General features: G+C 69.4%; 2 protein-coding genes (1 of these 2 cut by a window edge). Both read right to left on the bottom strand.

The genetic code is table 11. The features are described 5' to 3' along the window. On the bottom strand, positions 1-348 hold the full coding sequence (locus D6850_RS14845; protein ID WP_121168356.1) for a DUF3467 domain-containing protein: 348 nt from the start codon (positions 346-348) through the stop codon (positions 1-3). A 4-nt stretch (positions 349-352) separates the two neighbouring features. Further along, positions 353-19,194: the 3' portion of a CARDB domain-containing protein gene (locus tag D6850_RS14840; RefSeq protein WP_166434088.1), read on the bottom strand. The gene runs 15,925 nt beyond the window's last position; the window shows 18,842 of its 34,767 coding nt (coding positions 15,926-34,767); its start codon lies off the right edge, out of view — the gene reads right to left on this strand; its stop codon occupies positions 353-355.

The following is a 19,194-nucleotide window of genomic DNA, read 5'->3' as shown; positions in this document are numbered from 1 at the left end:
TCAATCCTGCAACGGGCCGTAGCGTCCCTCGTATTCGCCGATCAGTTCGTTCAGGACCTCGCGCAGCTTGCCGGCGGCGTGCGGGCTCATGATGATGCGATGCTGGATCTCGATCTCGAGGTCGCCTTCGGTGCGGTCCCAACTCTGGTTGAGGCCGAAATTGATGACCACCTCCTCGCGCGTGCTGGTCGCGTTGCAGACGTTGCAATAGCTGCTCTTCATCCGGCTGGTGTCGAGCCTGACGCGCCGTTCCTCCGCGGCGGCCGCGTCGGAGACCGGCCCGGTGTCCTGCGGCTCCGCCCTGGCCGCCGCCTTGGCGGATTTCGAGGTTCCGTTCTTCTTCGTCATGGGGTCAGCCTTCACCCGATTCGTTCATGTCCGTCAGCAGCATAGCATGACGCGCTCCCTTGCGGTCCGCCCGCTCGCGCGCGCCGCCGGTCCGGGCGGCGGCGGCCGCGCTCATCAGCGCCAGCGCGGTGAAGGGCGCAAGCGCCGCATCGGGCGCGGCGCGCAGTGCCGCGTCCTCTTGCGCATCGTTCGCCTCGGCCTCGGGCGGCAGGGCGGGCATGTCTCCGTCCAGTTCGTCGAAGCACATTCGGTGCTGCGCCGGAAGCGCGTCCTCGCGCGCCTCCATGCCCTTCGGCAGCGGCGCGAGGCGGAAGAGATCGCCCGCCTCCGCCCCCTCGGGCGCGACCCCGTTCAGGCAGATCGGCCCCTCGCCCGCGCGCGCGGGCGTTTCGGCGCCGGGCGCGACGCTCTCGATCCCGTTGAGTCGCCAGAGCTGATCCGGATCGGCCAGATCGGCAGGCAGCCCGTCAAAGCAGAGCCCTGCCCGCGTCGCCCGGGCCAGCGCGCCCGGATCGTCGCCCGCCTCCTCGGGAACAAGGCAGAGCGGAACCGGCTTCGAGTAGCGCAGGTAAAGAAGCTGATTGCCCCCATCCCCGCCACCATCGCGCGCCGCGTCTATCAGGCTGATCGCGCCTCCCGTCACCCCATCCGCCACCGCCCCGAAGATGATGGCGCCGGGCGCGTCGCCGCGCCGCGCGCTTCCGCCGCCGCCTTCCGGCGGCTCGACCGGCGTGACCGTCGCGCCGGGCAGCGGGCGCAGCAGGTTCGGGTCGATAAAGCGCCAGGCGTCGAGGCCGACCAACTCGTCCTCGGGCAGCGCCGCAAAGAGCGCCATGTCAGCCGCCGTCACGCGCCCGTCGCCATCCGCATCGCCGCGCCGCGCGATGAGCGAGATGACCCGCGCCTCCGACGCCGCCGGCCCACCCGGTTCGCCGAGCGGGAAGGTCTCGCCCCCCTCTGGCTGCGGCAGGGAGCGGCTTTCGGGCGGGACGGGTTCCGCCGTCGCCTCGCCGTTGATTTCCACCACCCGCACGCTGAGCGGCGCGCCCGAGGTGCCATAGCCCGCCCCGGCAAGCGTGCGCCCCATCAGCCGCCCGAGCTCCAGCATCCCCGCATCGGGCGCGGCATCGAACGCGATCCGGTAAAGCGCCTGACCTGTCACGCCGCCCGCGTCGACGCGGCTCACGCTCGCGCCCGCGATCGAGGGCATCAGCCCGCTGACGTTCATCACGCCCGCGTCCCAGCCGATCCGCACCACCATCGTGCGCAGCCCGCCCGCCTGATCCATCGTCAGCGCCAGCCCCGCGCCGCGGATGCCGAGCGGCTCGCCCGCGATCTGCACTGCGTTTTGAAGGCTTAGCGTGACCGGCGTTTCCGCGACCCGGATCAAGCGCTCCTCGTAGCCGAGCGGCCCGGCCTCGAGCACGTCCCAGCGGCTACGCCAGCCGAGATCGTCAGCCGTCAGCCGCAGCCGGTAGTCCCCCGGCGGCAGCGCGTCGACGCTGGCGAGGAAGGTGAACCCCATCGCGTCCGCATCCGGCACGAGGCTGCCGCGCACCGGATTGCCACCCGCGTCGAGCAGCACCACATCCACGGGTTCCGCCGGTCGGCTGTCGAGCCGGTAGGGGTTCGGCAGCCCGGTATCGACCGGCTCGTTAAAACGCACGTTCACGCCCCACGCGCCCGAGGTGACGCGCGTGACGCGCAGCCCCGGCGTCACCACCTCGATCACACGCGCCGTGCTGCCGATCGCGCCAGAATCGTCCGCCGCGCTTACCGTGACGGTGAACTTGCCCAGCCGGTCATAGATATGCGTAGCGCCGGTCGCCCCTGCCGCCAGCGTCTCCACCGCGCCGTCGCCCCAATCGACCGTGACAGGTCCGACCGGATCGTCGCCCGGATCAATGGCGGTGAACCTCACCGTCGCCTCGGTCTCCACGACCGATATTTCGGGCGCGGTCAGCGCGATCACCGGCCCGGCATTGGTCACGTCGACCCGCAATTCCTGCCGCGCCTCGCCGCCGCTGCCGTCGCTGGCGAGGATGCGGAAGATCGCGTGCGACGGCCCGCCCGGCGCGGTCCAGTTGAGCACGCCCTCGGGCGTGAGCGTCGCGCCCGTCGGAGCGTCCTCGAGCGCATAGCTCAGGCCATCGCCATCCACGTCCGTCGCGATCACCTGCATCGTCAGGATGTCGCCCTCGGCCACGGTCTCGTTACGGGTGGCGTCCATCACCGGCGCGTCGTTGACGGGGCGCACGATGAGGTTCAGCACCGCGGGCAGCGGGCGGAATACCGCGTCGCGCGCGGTGAAGCGCAGGCTGTCTGTTCCGTTGAAATCCGCGTCCGGCGTGTAGCGCCATACACCCGGCTCCACCGGTTCCAGCGCGCCATGCGCGGGCGGCGTGTCGATCTCGTAGGTGAGCGGATCGCCCTCGGCGTCCGTCACCAGCGCGCGCAGGTCGATCAGCGCCGATGCGTCCTCGTCCAGCGTGACGCTCGCGCCGCGCGTCAGCGCCGGCGCGGTGTTGACGAAACCGCCGGGCGCGTCGAAGGCGAAATCGACCACCTCAACCGAACTATGTTGCGCGCCGAACCCGATCAGGTCGAGCGACAGCGCCATCCGCGCCGGGTTCCCGAGCGCGTTGAGGTCGATGGTGATCGCCCGCGTGACGACGCCCGCGTCGTTCACGAAATCCGGCCCCGCCGTGACGCCGGGCGCCAGTCGCAGCGTGCCGTCCGATTGCAGGTTCAGCGCCGCATCGGTCCCGTCCAGCCCCGCGATCACGGTCAGCGGCGCGCCTAGCGCGTTGAGCAACGCCACCTCGAACGCATCTGGCGGCGTGATTCCCGATAGCGGCAGGTGCGTGCGGATGGTAAAGGTCAGCTTGGTCGCCCCCGCGGGCGGGGTCACCATGCGATAGGCCGAGGTGCGGCTCGTCGCGCCCTCGCTCAGTTCCAGCCCGCCATCGGGCAGCGTGGCGACCCGGCCCAGGACGTTCCACCCGGTATCGAGCAGCGGAACCGACCCGGCGGGCGGCGCCATCAGGTAATCGCGCCCGGTGTTTTCCTCGAGGTTCAGAACCCCGCCGTCCCGCGCCGTGCGCAGCATGTCGAGCACCGCCGTCACGCTCGCCCCCGCTCCCGCCTCAGGGCTGTCCGAGGCAAAGCGGATCGCGCCCTCATGCGCCGTGGTCACGGTGAAATCGTTGCGCAGCCCCATGATCCCAGCACCGTCGAGCACCCGACCGCCTTCGCTGAAATCATAGAGATCCGGCAGCCCGAGCGTGTGCGCGATCTCGTGCGCGTAGGTCCAGGCGACGGTTTCGGCAAAGGCGGCGAGCGGGTCGAACCCGTCTTCCTGCGCGGGCGCACGCAGCGCTTCGAACAGTGCGCCGGTGTCGATCACCACGCGATCGGTCAGGTGATCCGCGTTGAACATGGCGTCGAGGCGGAATCGCTGCTGCGCCTGCGTCAGCAGGTCGTCCACGTCGTCGCGCAGCAGTTTCTCCAGGTCGAACGCCGGGCCGGGATTGACCGGCGTGAAATCGAAGCTCCCGAAGCCGAGCCGCGTTCCTTCGGTGATCTCGGCCGCTTCGTCTGCGATCTCCTGAAGCGGCTCTTCGATCTCTTCTCTGGCCTCGTCCACCTTGTCCTTGGTCGCCGTCGCCTCGGCCTTCGCGTCGTCGATGGTCGTAGCCAGTTCCGCGCGCAGCGCGGCGGCCCCGGCGGTGTCCGCCGGGTCCAGCGCCGCGATCCGCCGGATCACGTCGCCCACCGCGTCGAGCGCGCCGCCCAGAAGCGCCCCCTGACCCGCCAATGCGCCCAGCGAGTCGGTCATCGCGCTGTCAAGCGCACCCAGCGCGCCGGCCGCACCGGCGCCCGCCGCCTCGGCGGCGTCGCGCGCGCCGGTAAGCTGCGCTTCGCCCAGCACAAGCTGCGCCTCGCTGCGGCCCCAGGCGGCGTCGACGGCGATCAGCTTGCCCGAGAGCGTGCGGCGCGTGGTCGGGTCCGGATTCTCGCCCCCGGCCAGCCGGTCGAGCATCGACGCGCCGTCGGTCTGAAGACCCGACAGCAGATCGCCCATCCGGCCGACCGTATCGCTGTTGGCCTCGAAGAGACCGCCGATCTTCTCGGATATCTTCGCGAACGGGTTGCTGTCCCGGGCGCTGGCCTCGGGGAAGAGGCTGCTGACGATGCTGGGGAGCAACCCGGTCAACCCGCCGCCGATCCCGCCGCCGCCGCCGCCATCGGGCGCGGGTTTGCCAACGATGCTCTCGGCTTCGGCGAACCATGCCTTGCCGGTGGTCCCGGCCTCCTTCATCTCGGCCAGCATCGTGCGCATCGCCGGCGTCAGCGCCATCGCATCCGGACTCATGCCGTCGAAAAGGGACGAGAGGCCCGTGACGTTGCTCAGCATCTTGCCAAGCGCGTCGCGCGGCGTTTCCGTGGACAACGAGAACGGGTTCGCGACATCCGGCGTACCGGCGTCGTCGAACAGCCCGGCGATGCTTTTCAACAGATGATTGCTGCTTGAGAACAGCCCGCCGCCGCCACTGGAATTCGTCGGCGCCTTCCGGCCCTCGAGCGCGCTGAGAATGGTCGCCATGCCCGAAGAAGACAGCAACCCGCCGCCGATCCCGCCGCCGCCGCCCGAACTCTCGGTCAGCAGGGCGCTGCTGCCCGCGGTCTCGAGCTTGCTGCCGATCAGTTCGGCGAGCCCGGTCGCGGCATGGCCGACCCCGCCGATGGCCCCGGCGAGGTTCATCTGCGCCTGCCCGGTCTCGGCGGTGTCTCCGATCGCGGCGATGAGCGGCTGCAACTCGTCCGTGATTCCCTTCATCTTCGTCGAGAGCCCGGCCATGATGCCGCCGATCCCATCGGGATTACCCGTGTCACGAAGCTGGGACAAAAGCCCGTCGCCGGTCAGTCCGGAAATGCTCACGATGAGCTTGTTCAGGGAGCCGAACAGGCCGCCGCCACCGCTCGAGCCGCCACCACCACCCGAGCCGCCGTCGCCACCGCCACCGCCCGACGCTCCGCCGCCGCCACCCCGCGTGCCGACGTACTCCAGCATGGCGTCGATGTCGGATATGGTGTGCGTGCTCAGCCGCTCGAAGCTCTCCGAGATCGCCGCGGCGGCGTCGGGGTCGCTCGCGCTGGCGACGCCCTGCATGGTCATGTGCGTCGCCTCCGAGGCCAAGAGATCCGCCTTGGCGCCGGTCATGCCCGTAAAGAGCGCCTCGCCCTCGGTCATGGCCCGCGCGGACACCTGGCTGATCGTGTCCTTGGTCTGGGTGGTGGCGGCAAGCAGGCCGAGCGAGTTCGATTCGATATCCTCGAAGAGCGACTGCAACCCGCCGGCGAATCCGCGCAGGCTGGCGGCCTGGCTCTCGGCCTCGGTCGTGCCCCCGTCGAGCGCGCCGCCCAGCGCCGTGCCGATATCTTTGATCGCCTCGCTCAAACCACCCATCACGCCGGTGAGATCGGACAGAAGGCCGCGGTTCTCGCTCTGCAAGTCAGTCCAGACATTGGCGAAGGCGTCGCCGTCGGGCGTTCCTCCCAGGGTCGCGGACAGGCGCTTGAGGATGCCGCCAAGGCCGCCGCCGATACCGCCGCCGCCGCCCGAGCCGCCCTTCAACCCGGCCAGCGCCTGCGCCATGCCGCTGTTGACCGCGTCGCTGACCCCGGCGCGCGCCTGATAGGTGCTGCCCTCGACCAGCCCGGCGCTTTGCAGCGACGCCGCGACATCGGCGCCGAGATCGCGGATCTGGTCCGCGAGGCCGCGCATCACGTTGACCTTCTGGATCTGGTCGGGCGTGGTCGCCACGCTCTCGGCCCGCGCGATAAGAGAAACCTGCGCATCCAGCGCATCTGTCAGCATGGGCGAGAACCGCGTGCCGTCCTCGGCCAGCGCGCCGAACCCCTCCCCAAGGGGCGCGCCAAGCCGCGCAAACGCCGCGCTATCGCCGCCGATGGCCTCTACCACGTCGATGAATTCGGCGGCGGTCCGCCCGAACCGTTCACTCGCTTCGGTGGCCTTGGTCACGGCCGCCTGTGCGGACTCCGCAAAGCTGCCGGCAAGCGCGCCCAGCTCCTCGAGATCGGCCTCGTCGCCGACGAAGATGCCGGCGGCCAGATCCGCCGCCTGGTCGAAGGCCTCCTTCGGTTCGGCGATGCGCTCGGCCTCGTCCGCCACCGTCTCGTCCAGGGTGTCGTCGATTTCGGCCGCCGCCTCCTCGGTTTCGGAGGGCTCCACCGGGAGGCGCGCGCTTGCGTCTGTATCGTCGGTGAACGCGTAGGTCAGGTCGCCATCCGCGCCGCGCAGCACCGCGAAGCCCCGCTCGCCCGCCGCGGACAAGAGCGCCTTGACCTCCGCCTCGATCCGCGCCGCGACCGTTTCCCAGTCGCCTTCGGCCAGATCCTCGAACAAGGCGGCAAATCCTTCGCCCTCGGGGATCTCATCTGCCGCATCCCGCTCCGCCAGCAGGGCGACCTGCGCGCGGATCGCCTCGCGCAGCGCGTCCGCGTCAAGGTTGACGACCTGCGGCGCGCTGCCCCGCCCCTCGAGCGCGAACTGCCCGAGATCGGCCCCCCGCCACATCAGCTTGAGCGTGCCGTCATCGGCGAGGATCGGCTGCGCGCCGCCCGCCGCCGCCAGCACCCCGCGCGGCGCAAAGCCGAGCGTGATCCGCCCCGCCGTTTCCGTATCGACGCGCATCCAGTCGTCGCGCCGCTCGTTGACGATGCCGCCCTCGAACCCGGCCTCATCCGCCAGCACGCCGCGGATCGGGATCACGATCTCGCGTTCTTCGCCGCTGGTGGTGTCGGCGAAACCGAACGTGCCGTCATTGGCGAGGTCGTCGCCGCCGTCGAGCATGTAAAAGAGGTTCGCGCGTTGAAGTCCGGTCAATGACGAGCCTTCGCTCTCATAGCTGATCGTCGCCTGCGCGGTAAGCAGCGCGATCCCGTCCACGCCAAGCAATTCGCCAAGCCGGTCGCGGTTGACCGACGCGCCGAGCGAGAGCACCGCGCGCTCATCCGGCGAGATCTTGACCGTCAGGGTCAGCGGCTCGGTTCCCGCCCGCATGTCGAACGTCCCGGCCACCGCCACGCCGTCCGCGAACCACGTTCCCTCGCCCGCGCGCAGGGTCAGGAAATCGTTCTGCGGGATTCGCACCGTCACGTTGATCGTGCGGTCGTTGTTGTTCTGGATCGTCAGTTCGTGCCGGTCGATGCCGGTCCCGCTCTCCTCGGTTCGCAGGAAGGCGTCGAGGCCGTCCGCGTTCTCGAAGGACTGTCCATCGTCGGTGAACAGGATGTTCAGGTCGTCGGCCTCATGGTCGCTGTCGGTGATCGCCACCCGTCCGTCAAAGCTGATGTTGTCCACAACGGCGCGGAACGGGCCGCGCTCCACGCCCGAGGCGGTTCCGTTGACGATCACCAGCCGGCCGACCTTGCCCACCGCCTCGGGCGGCAGCTTGAACATCACGCGCCTGGTCTCGTTCAGGCTTCCGAAGTCGCGGACCACCGCGCCGTCATTCTCGGGCGTGAGGCGATACATCACCCCGTCGACCTCGGCCGAGACTTCGAGCTCGCTGCCCATGACGGTGCCGACGGGCGGCGGGATGAACGGCACGAGCCAGGTCACGTCGATACCCAGCAACTCCTTGTTCTCCGGGAACTTCTGCGTGTTGTGGACAAGCGCGCGGCCCTCCTGCAACTCGAAACTGTATTCGAGAAGCTCGGCCTGGATATACTTGAGGATTATTGGGATCCGCTTCTTCAGCTCCTCGATGAGGAAGCTCTTGACGGCCCCCTTGAGCGACGGACCCTCGCGAACCTTCGCGTCCTCTTCGCCCAGCCATTTCTTGAGCGCGGCCTCCTTGCCCAGCCTGCTGCGCACCTCGGCGGCGTTATTGAGCTCGGACGCGATCGCGCCGAACCCGGTCCTGGGGACCGGGCCCTTCCAACTCAGCCGCGCGGTGTTCGTCGCCAGGTCGGTCAGCGCCATTTCCTTGAGAAGGTCGATCGTGCCGCCGCCGAAGGTCAGGTCGAACAGCTTCTGCGCCGACTTGGTGGCGAAATTGCTCAGCAGGCCGGGCAGGTCCTCGATCTTGGCCTTGCCAAGCGCATCGATGATCGCGACGCCCTCGTCGAAGGCGAAGGTTTCATTCATCAGGAAATTTACGGTCTTCTGCACCTCGAGCGCACTCGCGATCAGCACGTCGCCCGGGCTCTTCTTGTCGAGCGCCTTCTGCATCGCCGCGATCTTCGCCTCGATCTTCGCCAGCGACACCTTCGGCTTGAGCGAGTTCAACCCCGGGAACGGGATCGACGCCGCCAGCGTCGCCGCGTCAAAGCGGTCATGGGCCCGGTTCGGGAACACCTCCGAGGACACGCCGCCGCCGTGGAAGGACCAGCCGGCGACCTCGTAGGCGCTGCGCCCCGGAATCGGCACGCGGCCATAGAACGGGCGGAAGGTGCTTTCGAAATCGCCGTTGAAGACGTCCTCGATCACCTCGCGCTGAAAGCCCTGCGTGGCGTTGTCGTGTTTTTCTGGGTCGTACTTGTCGCGGTCCACTTGTGGAATGCGGCCGCGCAGCCCTTCGCCGCCGCCCAGAGAGGAATAGAACCAGCCGGTGCCGACGCCCTCCCAGGCGCGCTGATCGATCGCGGCCTTCTGGTTGGTGCGCTTGGCGCCGGGGCTCTCGAATTCGCGGGCGATATACCAGTTCTTGGTGTTGCTCTCGTAGCCGTTGGCGTTCTTGACGATATCCGCCGGGATAGGCGCGCGCTCGTCCTTGTAGTAGCGCGCCAGCTTGCCGACCTTGCTCCAGAGGTCGGTCGGGGGCGGAAAGGCGGTCTTGGTCTCGATGAACCGATCCGAAGCCTGCCGCCAGATGTTGTCCGGCGCGTCGCCCACGCCGTTATACGTCTCCGCGCCGAGGTCGGCGGTCCCCAGATACCAGCCCACCGCGCGCGCGTTAACAGTGCCGACGCCAAGGCCGAGCTGCGTCTTGTTGAAGATACCGAACGAGAAGTTCGGGATCGCGTCGTCCTCGAAGAATCCGGGCAGCCCGGTCAGGTTCAGGTTCACGTCCGCGGTCGCAACCGGCAAACCCCGCCAGCTGAACGAGATCGCCCGCTTCGGATCGACCGCCTGCTGGTAATAGTTGTCGGCGAAACCGACGCCCTTCCAGTTGATGACCTTGGGATCCTGGAAGTTGGTGAAATCAAGCGTGCCGAAGCCGAGCCGCGTCACCGTGGTCTTGGCGGCGGCGACCTTGTCGGCGAACTTCTTGGCCTTGAGAGCGTTGCGGAACGCCCCCGCCGCCGTCGGCACCGTGACCGGGGCCAGCGTGCCGAAGGACTGGATCGTGCCATAGGTGTTCCACAGCCCGTAGGTAAAGAACCCGACCGCGACGACCTTGCTCATGTCCTCGATCGCGCCGAGGAAATCGGCGATCGGCACCTTCATCTGCGGCTGCACGCCGCCGGGATCGATGGTGGTCACGTGGATATCGCCGAGCGCATCCGCGCCCTGGTTCGCCAGCAGGCGCTGCACGATCTCGGAGTTGACGGCGGCGCCGCGATCCTGCCCGATGAAATGCAGCGGCGCGCCGAGCATCCCGGTCAGGTGGTTTCTGTCGAGGTCGATGATATCAGCGTAGAACGCGTCACCCGCCGCCTCGGCAAAGCCGGTGTCGTTGACGCTGCTCGCATCGGTCCAGTCGGTGATGAGAACGAGCGAATCCGACGTGTCCGGATCACCGCTCAGCGTGACCCAGTCGCCCTTGCGACCGGCCCCGCCAAAGCCCGGATCGTGCAGCATCACCGCCGCGTTCGACGCCCGCGCGATCGCCCGGGCAAGGTCGAACATGGTTGTCTCGCTCACCTCGGGGCCGAAAAGCGGCGCGCTGAACCCGTGGGTCAGGACGGTGACGCCGGCGTATTTCTGGCCTGCCGCCGGTTCCGGCGCCTCGATCACGAGACTCGCCTCGAGTGCGGCGACGCGGGGGTGTTCGTTGTTGGGCTGAAGCACCGTCTCGACGCCCCAGTAATATTGCTGCCCGGCGGTCAGCACCGTGCCCGGCGGCAGCGTGATCGCGAACTGGCCGTCGGCGAACTCCGCCTTTATTCGCTCGAGCGAAATGCGCTCGGTATGGATGCGGTTGCGGTTGTTCTCAACCGGGCGCAACTCGCGTATGCCGGTCCCCTCGAGGGCGCCGCCCACCCCCAGCGCATCGGCCAGCGCCGAGACGCCCTCGCCGTCGGCATAGCCGAGCGCCTTGAGCGCGGCCTTGTCGGTGGCGCTGGCGTCGCCGATATAGAGGCCCCTGCCCGGCGCGCTCACCGACAGGGTAAAGACCACCTCCGTCACCTCGTCGAGATTGTCGAGCTTGAAATGAAAGGTCGGCTGTGGGTTGGTTTTGCCAGTGTATTTCGGCAGCCGGATCGGTCCGGACCCCGCCGTCACGTCAAGCGGTCCTTCGAATCCTTCGGGGTTCAGGTTGATGGGCGAGCGGCCCTGCGCCATCGCCTGCGCGATGCCGCCGGTGAAGATCGGCGCATAGACCGAAAAGGCGTCCTCGCGGCCCTGCACCGCGATCTTGCCGTTCGCGTTGAGCAGGCCGAAACCGCCGCGCACGTCGATGTCGCGGTTGAAATGGGTGCGGATCGACCCGTCGGCGGTGATCTGCGCGCCCGTGCCGGTGTGGAGGTCGTCGATCGGGTGATCGACGTACTTGTCCTTGTTGTCCTCGTTGTTCGCCAGCAACTCCTGGATCGCCTCTATGTCGTAGGCCAGCAGGTTGCCGAGGCGCCCCCCCGACATGAAGAGGTATTTGCCGTCCGGCGACAGCCCGATATCGCTGCCCCAGCTCTTGGGGATGCCGCGGGTGGCGGCGACGACCTTGGGCGGCGGAGCGAGTTCCCCGGAGCTGAGCAGGTTTTCGATGATCGCGATGTTGGTGCCGGCCTGGTTATTGCGGTAGCGCGCGACATCGGAATTGTCGGTGAGGTTCGGGTTGCGCTCCACGAAGTTCGGATCGAACCGGCGCTGTCCGATGACGAAGGCGGTCTTGCCGTCGCGGGCGAAGACCACGTCTGTGGGATCGGCCATGCCGAACGGATCGGATCCGTTGTCATGGTCGCTGCCTATCGGGAAGTTGAACGACAGGTTCTTCTGATGGGTCCAGTTGCCCGCGCCGCCCTCGTCCCGCGCGCTGCTGCGGCTCAGCACCACGACCGTGCCGTGATAGGCGCCGGTGCTGTCGCCGTCGTCCTTCTGGCGCCCGCCGTCCAGCACGATGATCTTGGCGCGGCTGTCCTCGAACGCGATCCGCGTCTGCACGCCCGCCGGGTTGCGCAGGAAGACGCCATTGGCCTCGCCGCGCTCGCCGAAGGCCGCTTCGGGCGTCACCTCCTGCGTCGTGTCCATCAGCTTGGCGAGGTCGTAGATCGCGACCCGCCCATTGCCCGGCTGCTCCGTGTCCGCCCCGGCGTTGCGGTCCGACTGGGTCACGACAAGCTGGGTCAAGTCCGGCGTCAGCGTCGCCCCGGTGATCGGCCAATCCTTTTCCAGCTCTACGGTCAGGAATTCCTTGTGATAGGTCGCCGAATCGTCCGGGTTGACGCCGATGAAGCGGATCACCGGTTTGGCGCGATCGGTGGCGATCAGGAAATTGTTGTGGCGGTCGAGAAACAGATCGCCGATCCGCGCGCCGTTGATCTGGATGAAGTTGGTGCGGCCGGTATCCTTCAGGTCGACGTCGATCTGGCGGTACATCACCGTATCCACGACCGCGATCCCGCCCGCCCCGAGAAGGCCCACATAGGCGCGGGCGCCGTCGCTGGTCAGCACCACCTTGTCGGGGCGCGCGCTGCCCTTCTCGGCGATCGGGACGCCCTCACCGTCAAGATAGCCGATCGGGATTCGACCGACCAGTTCGGGCCGCTTGTCGTTCCAGCCCGAAACCGGCGGCGCGAACGTCCCCTCGCGCACGATCACCAACTGGTCGAGCCGCTCGCCCCCAGGCGTGATTTCCGCGCCGTCGGGCTGGCGCACGCCGCGCTGCACCGAAACGAAGGTATCGCCGACCCGTCCCCGGATCGCCACCGCGTCCGAGTATTCCCAGCTCACGTCGCGGTAACCGCCCCCGGCGGCCGCGCCGGCGGCGTATTGCGTCGGGCTCGGATCGCTCTGGTAGGTGCGGAAGGACATGTCGGGGCGGACGACCACCGCGTCGCGCACGGCGATATCGCGCGGCGGGCGCACGGTCAGCGTCTCCTGTCCGTCGCGGAACCCCTTTTCCCCGCGCACCGCGACGCCGTTCTGCTTGCTTGCGCGCAGCACCGCGTCAGCGGGTGCCTCTCCGGCCTCGAGCATGAGTTTCTGCAACTCGTCCCGGTCGAATTCGCCAAAAACCACCCAGCTTGGCAACGGATTGGCGGCGCCCTCGGGCACGAAGAGCCGCTGGCCGCGGATCTCGAGCCGGGGGTCGACCACGGCCGAATCCTCGCTCGTGCCTTCAAGCAGCACCTGCGTGCCGGTGATGACCGGGGCCGTGCCCGCGATGGCTTCGGCCGCCGCGCTGCCAACCATCGACACCACGAAATCGCCCACGCCTTCGACCAGTTCGATCACCTTGCTGGAGATGAATTCAAGCGTATCGGCGTTGAACACCGTGGTAATGAGATTGCCGACGCGGTTCGGCAGCGTCAGCAGCATCTTGCCGCCCGCGCTGAGCGCGCCCATGAACGCGCCGCCCGCATGTCCGGCGATGAAACCGCCCGTCTGCACCGCGTCGGTGGCGTTCTTGGCCTTGACCTCGGCCTCGAACCCCTTGACCTGCGTGAGCGCGGTGTCGGCCTCGGCCAGCACGTAGTCGCCCGCCGCCTGTATCCCGTCCCAGGGCGGCGAGGTGGTCCGCGCCATGCCGTCGGCGCCGACGATGCCGGTCTCTACCTCCTGGTAGCCGCGCACGATCCCCGCTTCGGTCACGAAATCGCTGATCCGGTAGAAGACGATCTTCGACCCGACCGGCCGATCCGTCGGAATGGCCAACTGCGCCGGGATCCGCATCGGCGCGTCCCCGGTGTCGAGTCGGAAGGCGCCCGCGAAGGTCAGCCCCACCCCGTCCGGCAGCGGCGGCACGTCGAGATCGGCCTCTTCCAGCGTCTCGATACTGACCTCGACCTCGCGCGGGAGCGCGTCCGCGGCGATGGCGACCTGGTAGCCGTCGGCGTTCTGCACGATTCCGCCGTCGCGGCCCACCGACACGTTATCGCCCACCACCGGCGCGCGCACCTGCACCGGCACAAGCAATTCGGTCGCGCGGTAGATCACCTGCACGATGGTTTCGCCGACCGCCTTGCCGACGATGCGCCCGTCCGCCGTGACCTCCACGATATCGCCGTTGACCACGAATTTTTTCACTTCGTCATTGCGGGTGCTCAGCACGTTTTCCTCGAACGGGTCGAACAGCAGCAATTGCCGCTCGGCCCCCGGCGTGACGATCACCGCGTCGGGATAGACATCCGCGCCATACGCGATCAGCGCCTCGTCGTAATCCTCCTGCTGCCCGACGCGCACCACCGTCGCCGCCGTCGCCGCCCCGCGCGTGGCGGTCAGCAGGCTGAACCCGTCGCCAAGCGCCTCGAGTCGTCCCGCGCGCAGCCGCGCCACGTCCGGGTCGGCGAAATCGACGGTGACGTATCCCTCGGGCAGCCTTGCCGAGCCGCCATCCGCGAAAGTTCCGGTGATGGCGAAATCCATCCGCTGCCCGTCCGAGAGCATCGGCGCGCGGCTGGCGAAATCGATTGCGGTGAGCGCCGCGCCCGAGATGTCGATGTTGAGCGGCACGGCGGCGGAGGCGCGATAACCGTCGCTCGCCCGCACGATCACCCGGCCCGGCGTGGTGCGCCCGGCCTCGGGAATGAAGCGGATCGCGCGCCCGTCAGGGGTCAGCGTGGCTGCGCCGCCGATGGCGCCGAGGATCTCGTAGAAGACCGGGTCGCCTTCGGCGTCGCTGGTCATCGGGCCGAGCGGGATTTCGATGGCGAGATCGGTATAGGTCTTCTGCGTCTGCGCGCTGATCTCGGGCGCAGCATTGGGAAGTAGGCCGAAGTTCTGAAGCAAGAGCGCCCGGTCGGCCCCGTCCGCCACGCCGTTGCCGTCGATATCGACCGGCGCGGCGTCCTGCGCGCCGAGGTCCGCGCCGTTGACCGCGCCGTCGTCGTCGAGATCGCCCGCCGCGCCGACGCTGACCGTATGGCTTCCCGCAGCGCCGCCGGTCAGTTGCAGCGCAAGCAGGCCGGAGGACTCTACTGCGAAGATCGCCGTGCTCACGCCGCCCGAGCGTTCGAGCGACAGCGGGTCTTCGCCGCTGAGGGTCAGCGCCGCCGGTTCAGGCCCCGCGACCGTGACGCGCAACAGGATGCGTCCGCCAGCGGAGGCAAGCTCACTGCCCCGGATCGCCAGCGTCGCGCCCTCCACTGCACCGGCGGCGAGGGACACGTCATGCGGCGCGGCCTCGGCCAGCGTGCCGAAGTGATGCTTTGCCGCGCTGCCGGTGACCGCGCCATCGGGCGCATAGCCATACTGCGCGCCCCCCGGCCCCGCCGCCGCGATCAGCCGACCCATGCCGGCCGCCTCGTAGGCGTAGAGCATGGGCGCCTCTCCGCCCCCGGCAAAGCTCAGCCGCCCTGCGTCGTCATAGAGGTAGATGCGCCGCCCCCCATCCGGCAGTTGCAGCCCCGCGATTCCGCCCAGCGGGCTGGTCACGACCTGCACCGCGCCGCCATCGGGCGCGATGATTCCGCTGTCGGCCACGATCAGGCGCACATCGTCCCGCATGATCGCCTTCACCGACCCGGTCCCGTCCGCGCGCCACGCGGTCCCGTCCGGCGTGGTGAGCGTGAGCACCTCGCCGCCGCGTCCGAACGGGCTGTAGTGCAGACCGGTCACGACCGAGTAAAGTCCACCCTCGGCCTCGGTCAGCAGCGGGCCGTCATGGGTCAGCGTGTAACCGGGCGTATCGGTGGTGAAGCGCAGGGTCGCGCGGTCGAGCCCCGCGATCGCCTGAGTGTCGATCCGCGCGGTGAACATCAGCCGCGCGCCGTCGGGCGCGGTCATGTGCACACGGTCGCCGTCCTGCAACGCGCGGTCGAGCGCCGCCGCCGGCCCGGCGTCAAGCCGCAGATCGCTCCATCCCGCCGACCAGCCGGGGCCGAAATCGCCGGCCCGCCCGGCGTCGCGCGCATCGTAAATGCGGGCAAGGTCGAGCGTGACGCCGCCCAGCGCGACCCGCGCATCCACCTCCGCACGGCGCAGCGTCGCAGAGGATGCGGGCAGGACCTCGACCTGCCGCTCCAGCACGGATGAGAGCCCCGCCACGTCCACCGCCTCGAGCCGCAGCGTGTAGAACCCCGACCGCACCAGCCCCGGATCGAGCGCGCCGAGGGCCGCGCCATCCACCTCCGCCGTCCCCGCGCCCAGCAGGATCGCCGGCCCGCCGTCGCCGGGCACAAGCAGCGCGCGCCAGTCGGCGAGGCTCGCGTCATGCACGCTGCCGATCACGTCGCCCGGCGCCAGCACGTCGCCATCCGCCACGGCGAGGTCCAGCTCGGGCGCGGCGCGGTCGGTCGCGTCGCGCACGGCGATCACCTTCTCGGTGCGGCCCACCCGCCCATCGACGTCGGTCACTTCCAGCACGGCGGTGATCCGCCCCGGCGCGTCCGGCGTGATCCGCGCGCGGTTGAGATCGTCAAGCGGCGTCTCCACCCCGTCGATGGTCAGCCGGTAAGAGGCGACCGGCACGAAACCCGACCCCGCGGCCGAGAACGTCACCACCTGCCCCGGCCGCGCCGGGAAACGCGGTGTGACGTCCAGCACCGCCACCGGCAGTTGCGGCGTGCGGGTGACGCGCAGCACCATGTTGCGCGCCACCAGGTCCGTGCCGTCGAAGGCGGTGATGCGGATCACGTGATCGCCGAGGTCCGCCACTTCGGGACGGAACGTCAGAAGGCCGGTCGCAGGATCGAAACTGGCGGTCTCGGGCAGGTTCTCGGCGGCCAGGATCACCACGTCGTCGGCGTCCGGGTCGCTCGCCCCGACAGTGTATTCCAGCGTCTCGCCCAGCGCCACCGCGCGGTTCTGCAAGGTCAGCTCGGGCGCGCGGTTGCGGTTCAGCACGGTGACGGCGACGTCCTGTTCGCTCGCCGCGCCGGCCGCGTCGCGCACGCGGACCTTGATCGTGTATGTACCCGCCTGCGCGTAACCCGGCGTCCAGCGGAATTCGCCCGTCACCGGGTCGAGCGCGGCGCCCGGGGGCAGCGCGTCCACCGGCTCGAACAGCACGCCGTCGCCGTCGATGTCTCCGGCGAGCAGGCGGAAGCCGAACTCGGCCCCCTCGCGGCCCGTCTGCGGCGGGGTCGGCACGAAGACCGGCGCGCGGTTGGTGTTGGTGACGATCAGCGCGACCGTCTCGGACGCCGAGGCATGGCCATCGGTGACGGTGATCGTCACCCCATCGTAACGCCCGGCCTGGAAGCTGTGCGGCGTGAAGGCGAACGTCCCCGTCAGCGGGTCGAGCGCGGCCCCCGGCGGCAGGCCGGTCGCCGACCATGTCAGCGGATCGCCGTCCGGGTCGGCGGCGGTGAGCGTGCGGGTGAACTCCTCAAGCTCCGCCACGGTGATGTCGCCCACGGGTTGCAGTATCGGCGCGCCGTTGCTGGCGCGCACCGTGACCGGGATGATGAGCGTATCGCTCAGCGCGTCGGCGGGCGTGCCCGCGCCGCTGTCGGTGACAGTGAGCGTCAGCGTGTGATCGCCCACGTCGCCCGCGCCGGGCGGCCAGCGCAGCACCGCGCGGCCGTAGCCCGACCCGGCGGCGATCACCGCGCCTGCGGGCAGCCCGTCGATGGTGAAGGTCAGCGGATCGCGGTCCGCGTCTTGCGCCGTGAACTCGTATTCCAGCATCTCGCCGGGCACCGCCACCAGCCCCGCGACGGGGGCGAGCGCGGGGCCGAGATTGGCGGCCTCGACCGACAGGACGAAACTGCCCGCGTCGCGTTGCGCGTTGGCGGCGACGCCATTGCCGTCATCCTCCACCTCGAGGTCGATGCGCCAGTCGCCCCGATCGAGGTCCGCGGGCGTGAACCGCAGCACCGCGCCGCCACCCGCATCCATGACCAGTGCCCCGAAGGGCGATGACCCGTCGAGCGGGATCGGCGTCGGGTCGAGCCCGATCTGGTCGGCCCCCGCCGCGCGGGTGGCGGTCGCGGTAAAGCGCAGCGCGTTGCCGTCCGGGTCGACCGAGTCGAGCGGGATCTCCAGCACCCCGCCGCCTTCCACCGTGCGGTTCGGCAGGTCGGGCAGTACGGGCGGGCGATTGAGATCCTGCACGTCGATGGTGATGTCGATGCTGCGCGTTGCGGCCACCCCCGTGCCGTCGCCGTCATCCGTCACCGTGAGCCGCATCACGTGCCGGCCCGCATCCTCGTACCCCGTCTGCCAGTTGAATTGTCCGGTGTCCGCATCATAGGTCGCGCCGTCCGGCAGACCGGTCATCGCGTAGCTCAGCGACGCGCGCTGCGACCCCTCGTAATGCAGCAGCGTTTCGTCCTCGTCGCGCTCGGGCAGGACGTAGTCAGGATTGTCGGGATCGAACGCGTCGGTGCGGAAAAAAAGCGCCTGTCCCTCGGTCAGCGTCCAGTCGCCAAAGCCGCGCAGCACCGGCGCGCCGTTGGCGTTGGCCACGTCGATGCGCAGCACGACGCGGGTGACGCCGGTTCCGTCGCTCACATCGACCGGCACGGTGTATTCGCCCAACTGCGTATAACCCGGCGTCCACTCCAGCACGCCGGTGTCGCGGTTCAGCGACGCGCCCGCCGGCAGCACCGGCGCGGAGAAGCGCAGCGCGCCACCCTCGGGATCGGCGGCGGTGATGGCGATGCGTAACGGGTCGCCCTCGCGCGCCGCGAGCGGTTTGGGCGTGGCGACCACCGGCGCCGCGTTGCCCGGGCGCACGAGGATGTCGAAGCTCTGCGTCGATTGCGCCGCGCCGTCGCTCGCCCCGATGACGACGCCCTGGTAAAGCCCGCGCTGCCCCGGCTGCGGCGTCCAGACCAGTTCCTGCGTGCTCTGGTCGAGGAACGCGCCGCGCGGCAGGTTGTCGGCGAACAGCAGCAGCATGTCGCGGTCTTCGTCCATCGCCAGCAGCGGCAGGCGCATTTCCTCGCCTTCCAGAAGCTCGACCACCGCGTTGGGCGCCTCGATCCGGGGCGCACGGTTCAACCCCTCGGCGATGGCGATGTCCCACGCGACCTCGGAGAAACCGCCCGCCTCGTCGTAGGCGCGCACCGCGACCGGGCTGACGGCGGATGCGTTGGCGTCCGGCGTCCAGGTCAGCAGGCCGGTTTCGGCGTCGATCTCCATCCCCTCCGGGCCGCTCGCCAGCACCCAGCCGATCGCGTCGCCCTCAAGGTCGGAGGCGATGAATTCATGTGAATAGAGCGCCCCCACCTCGGCCTCGGTCGGCATGTTCTCGAGGATGACGGGCGCAGTGTTGACGCCCGGCAGGATGCGCACCCCGTGCCGGAACGCCGCGCGCTGGCCGGGGTCGAGCAGCAGCGTCACCGCATGGGCGGTCGCGCTTTCGCCGGGGCTGAGGATGCGATCCTCGCCCAGTTCGTCGGACAGGTCGATCAGCCAGATATCGTCCGAGCGCACCCCGTCCAGCGGCGTGCCGCTGCCGGTCGGGTCGTTCGCATCCAGCGTCAGTTGCAGCGGCGCCAGCAGCGGGCGCGCGCCGGTGTTGGTGACGATCACTTCGTAGGTCGCGG

This window comes from Roseovarius spongiae (assembly GCF_003651245.1).
Taxonomy (GTDB): Bacteria; Pseudomonadota; Alphaproteobacteria; order Rhodobacterales; family Rhodobacteraceae; genus Roseovarius; species Roseovarius spongiae.
The sequence above is the reverse complement of the archived record's forward strand: the minus strand, read 5'-3'. Positions and strand labels throughout refer to the sequence as shown.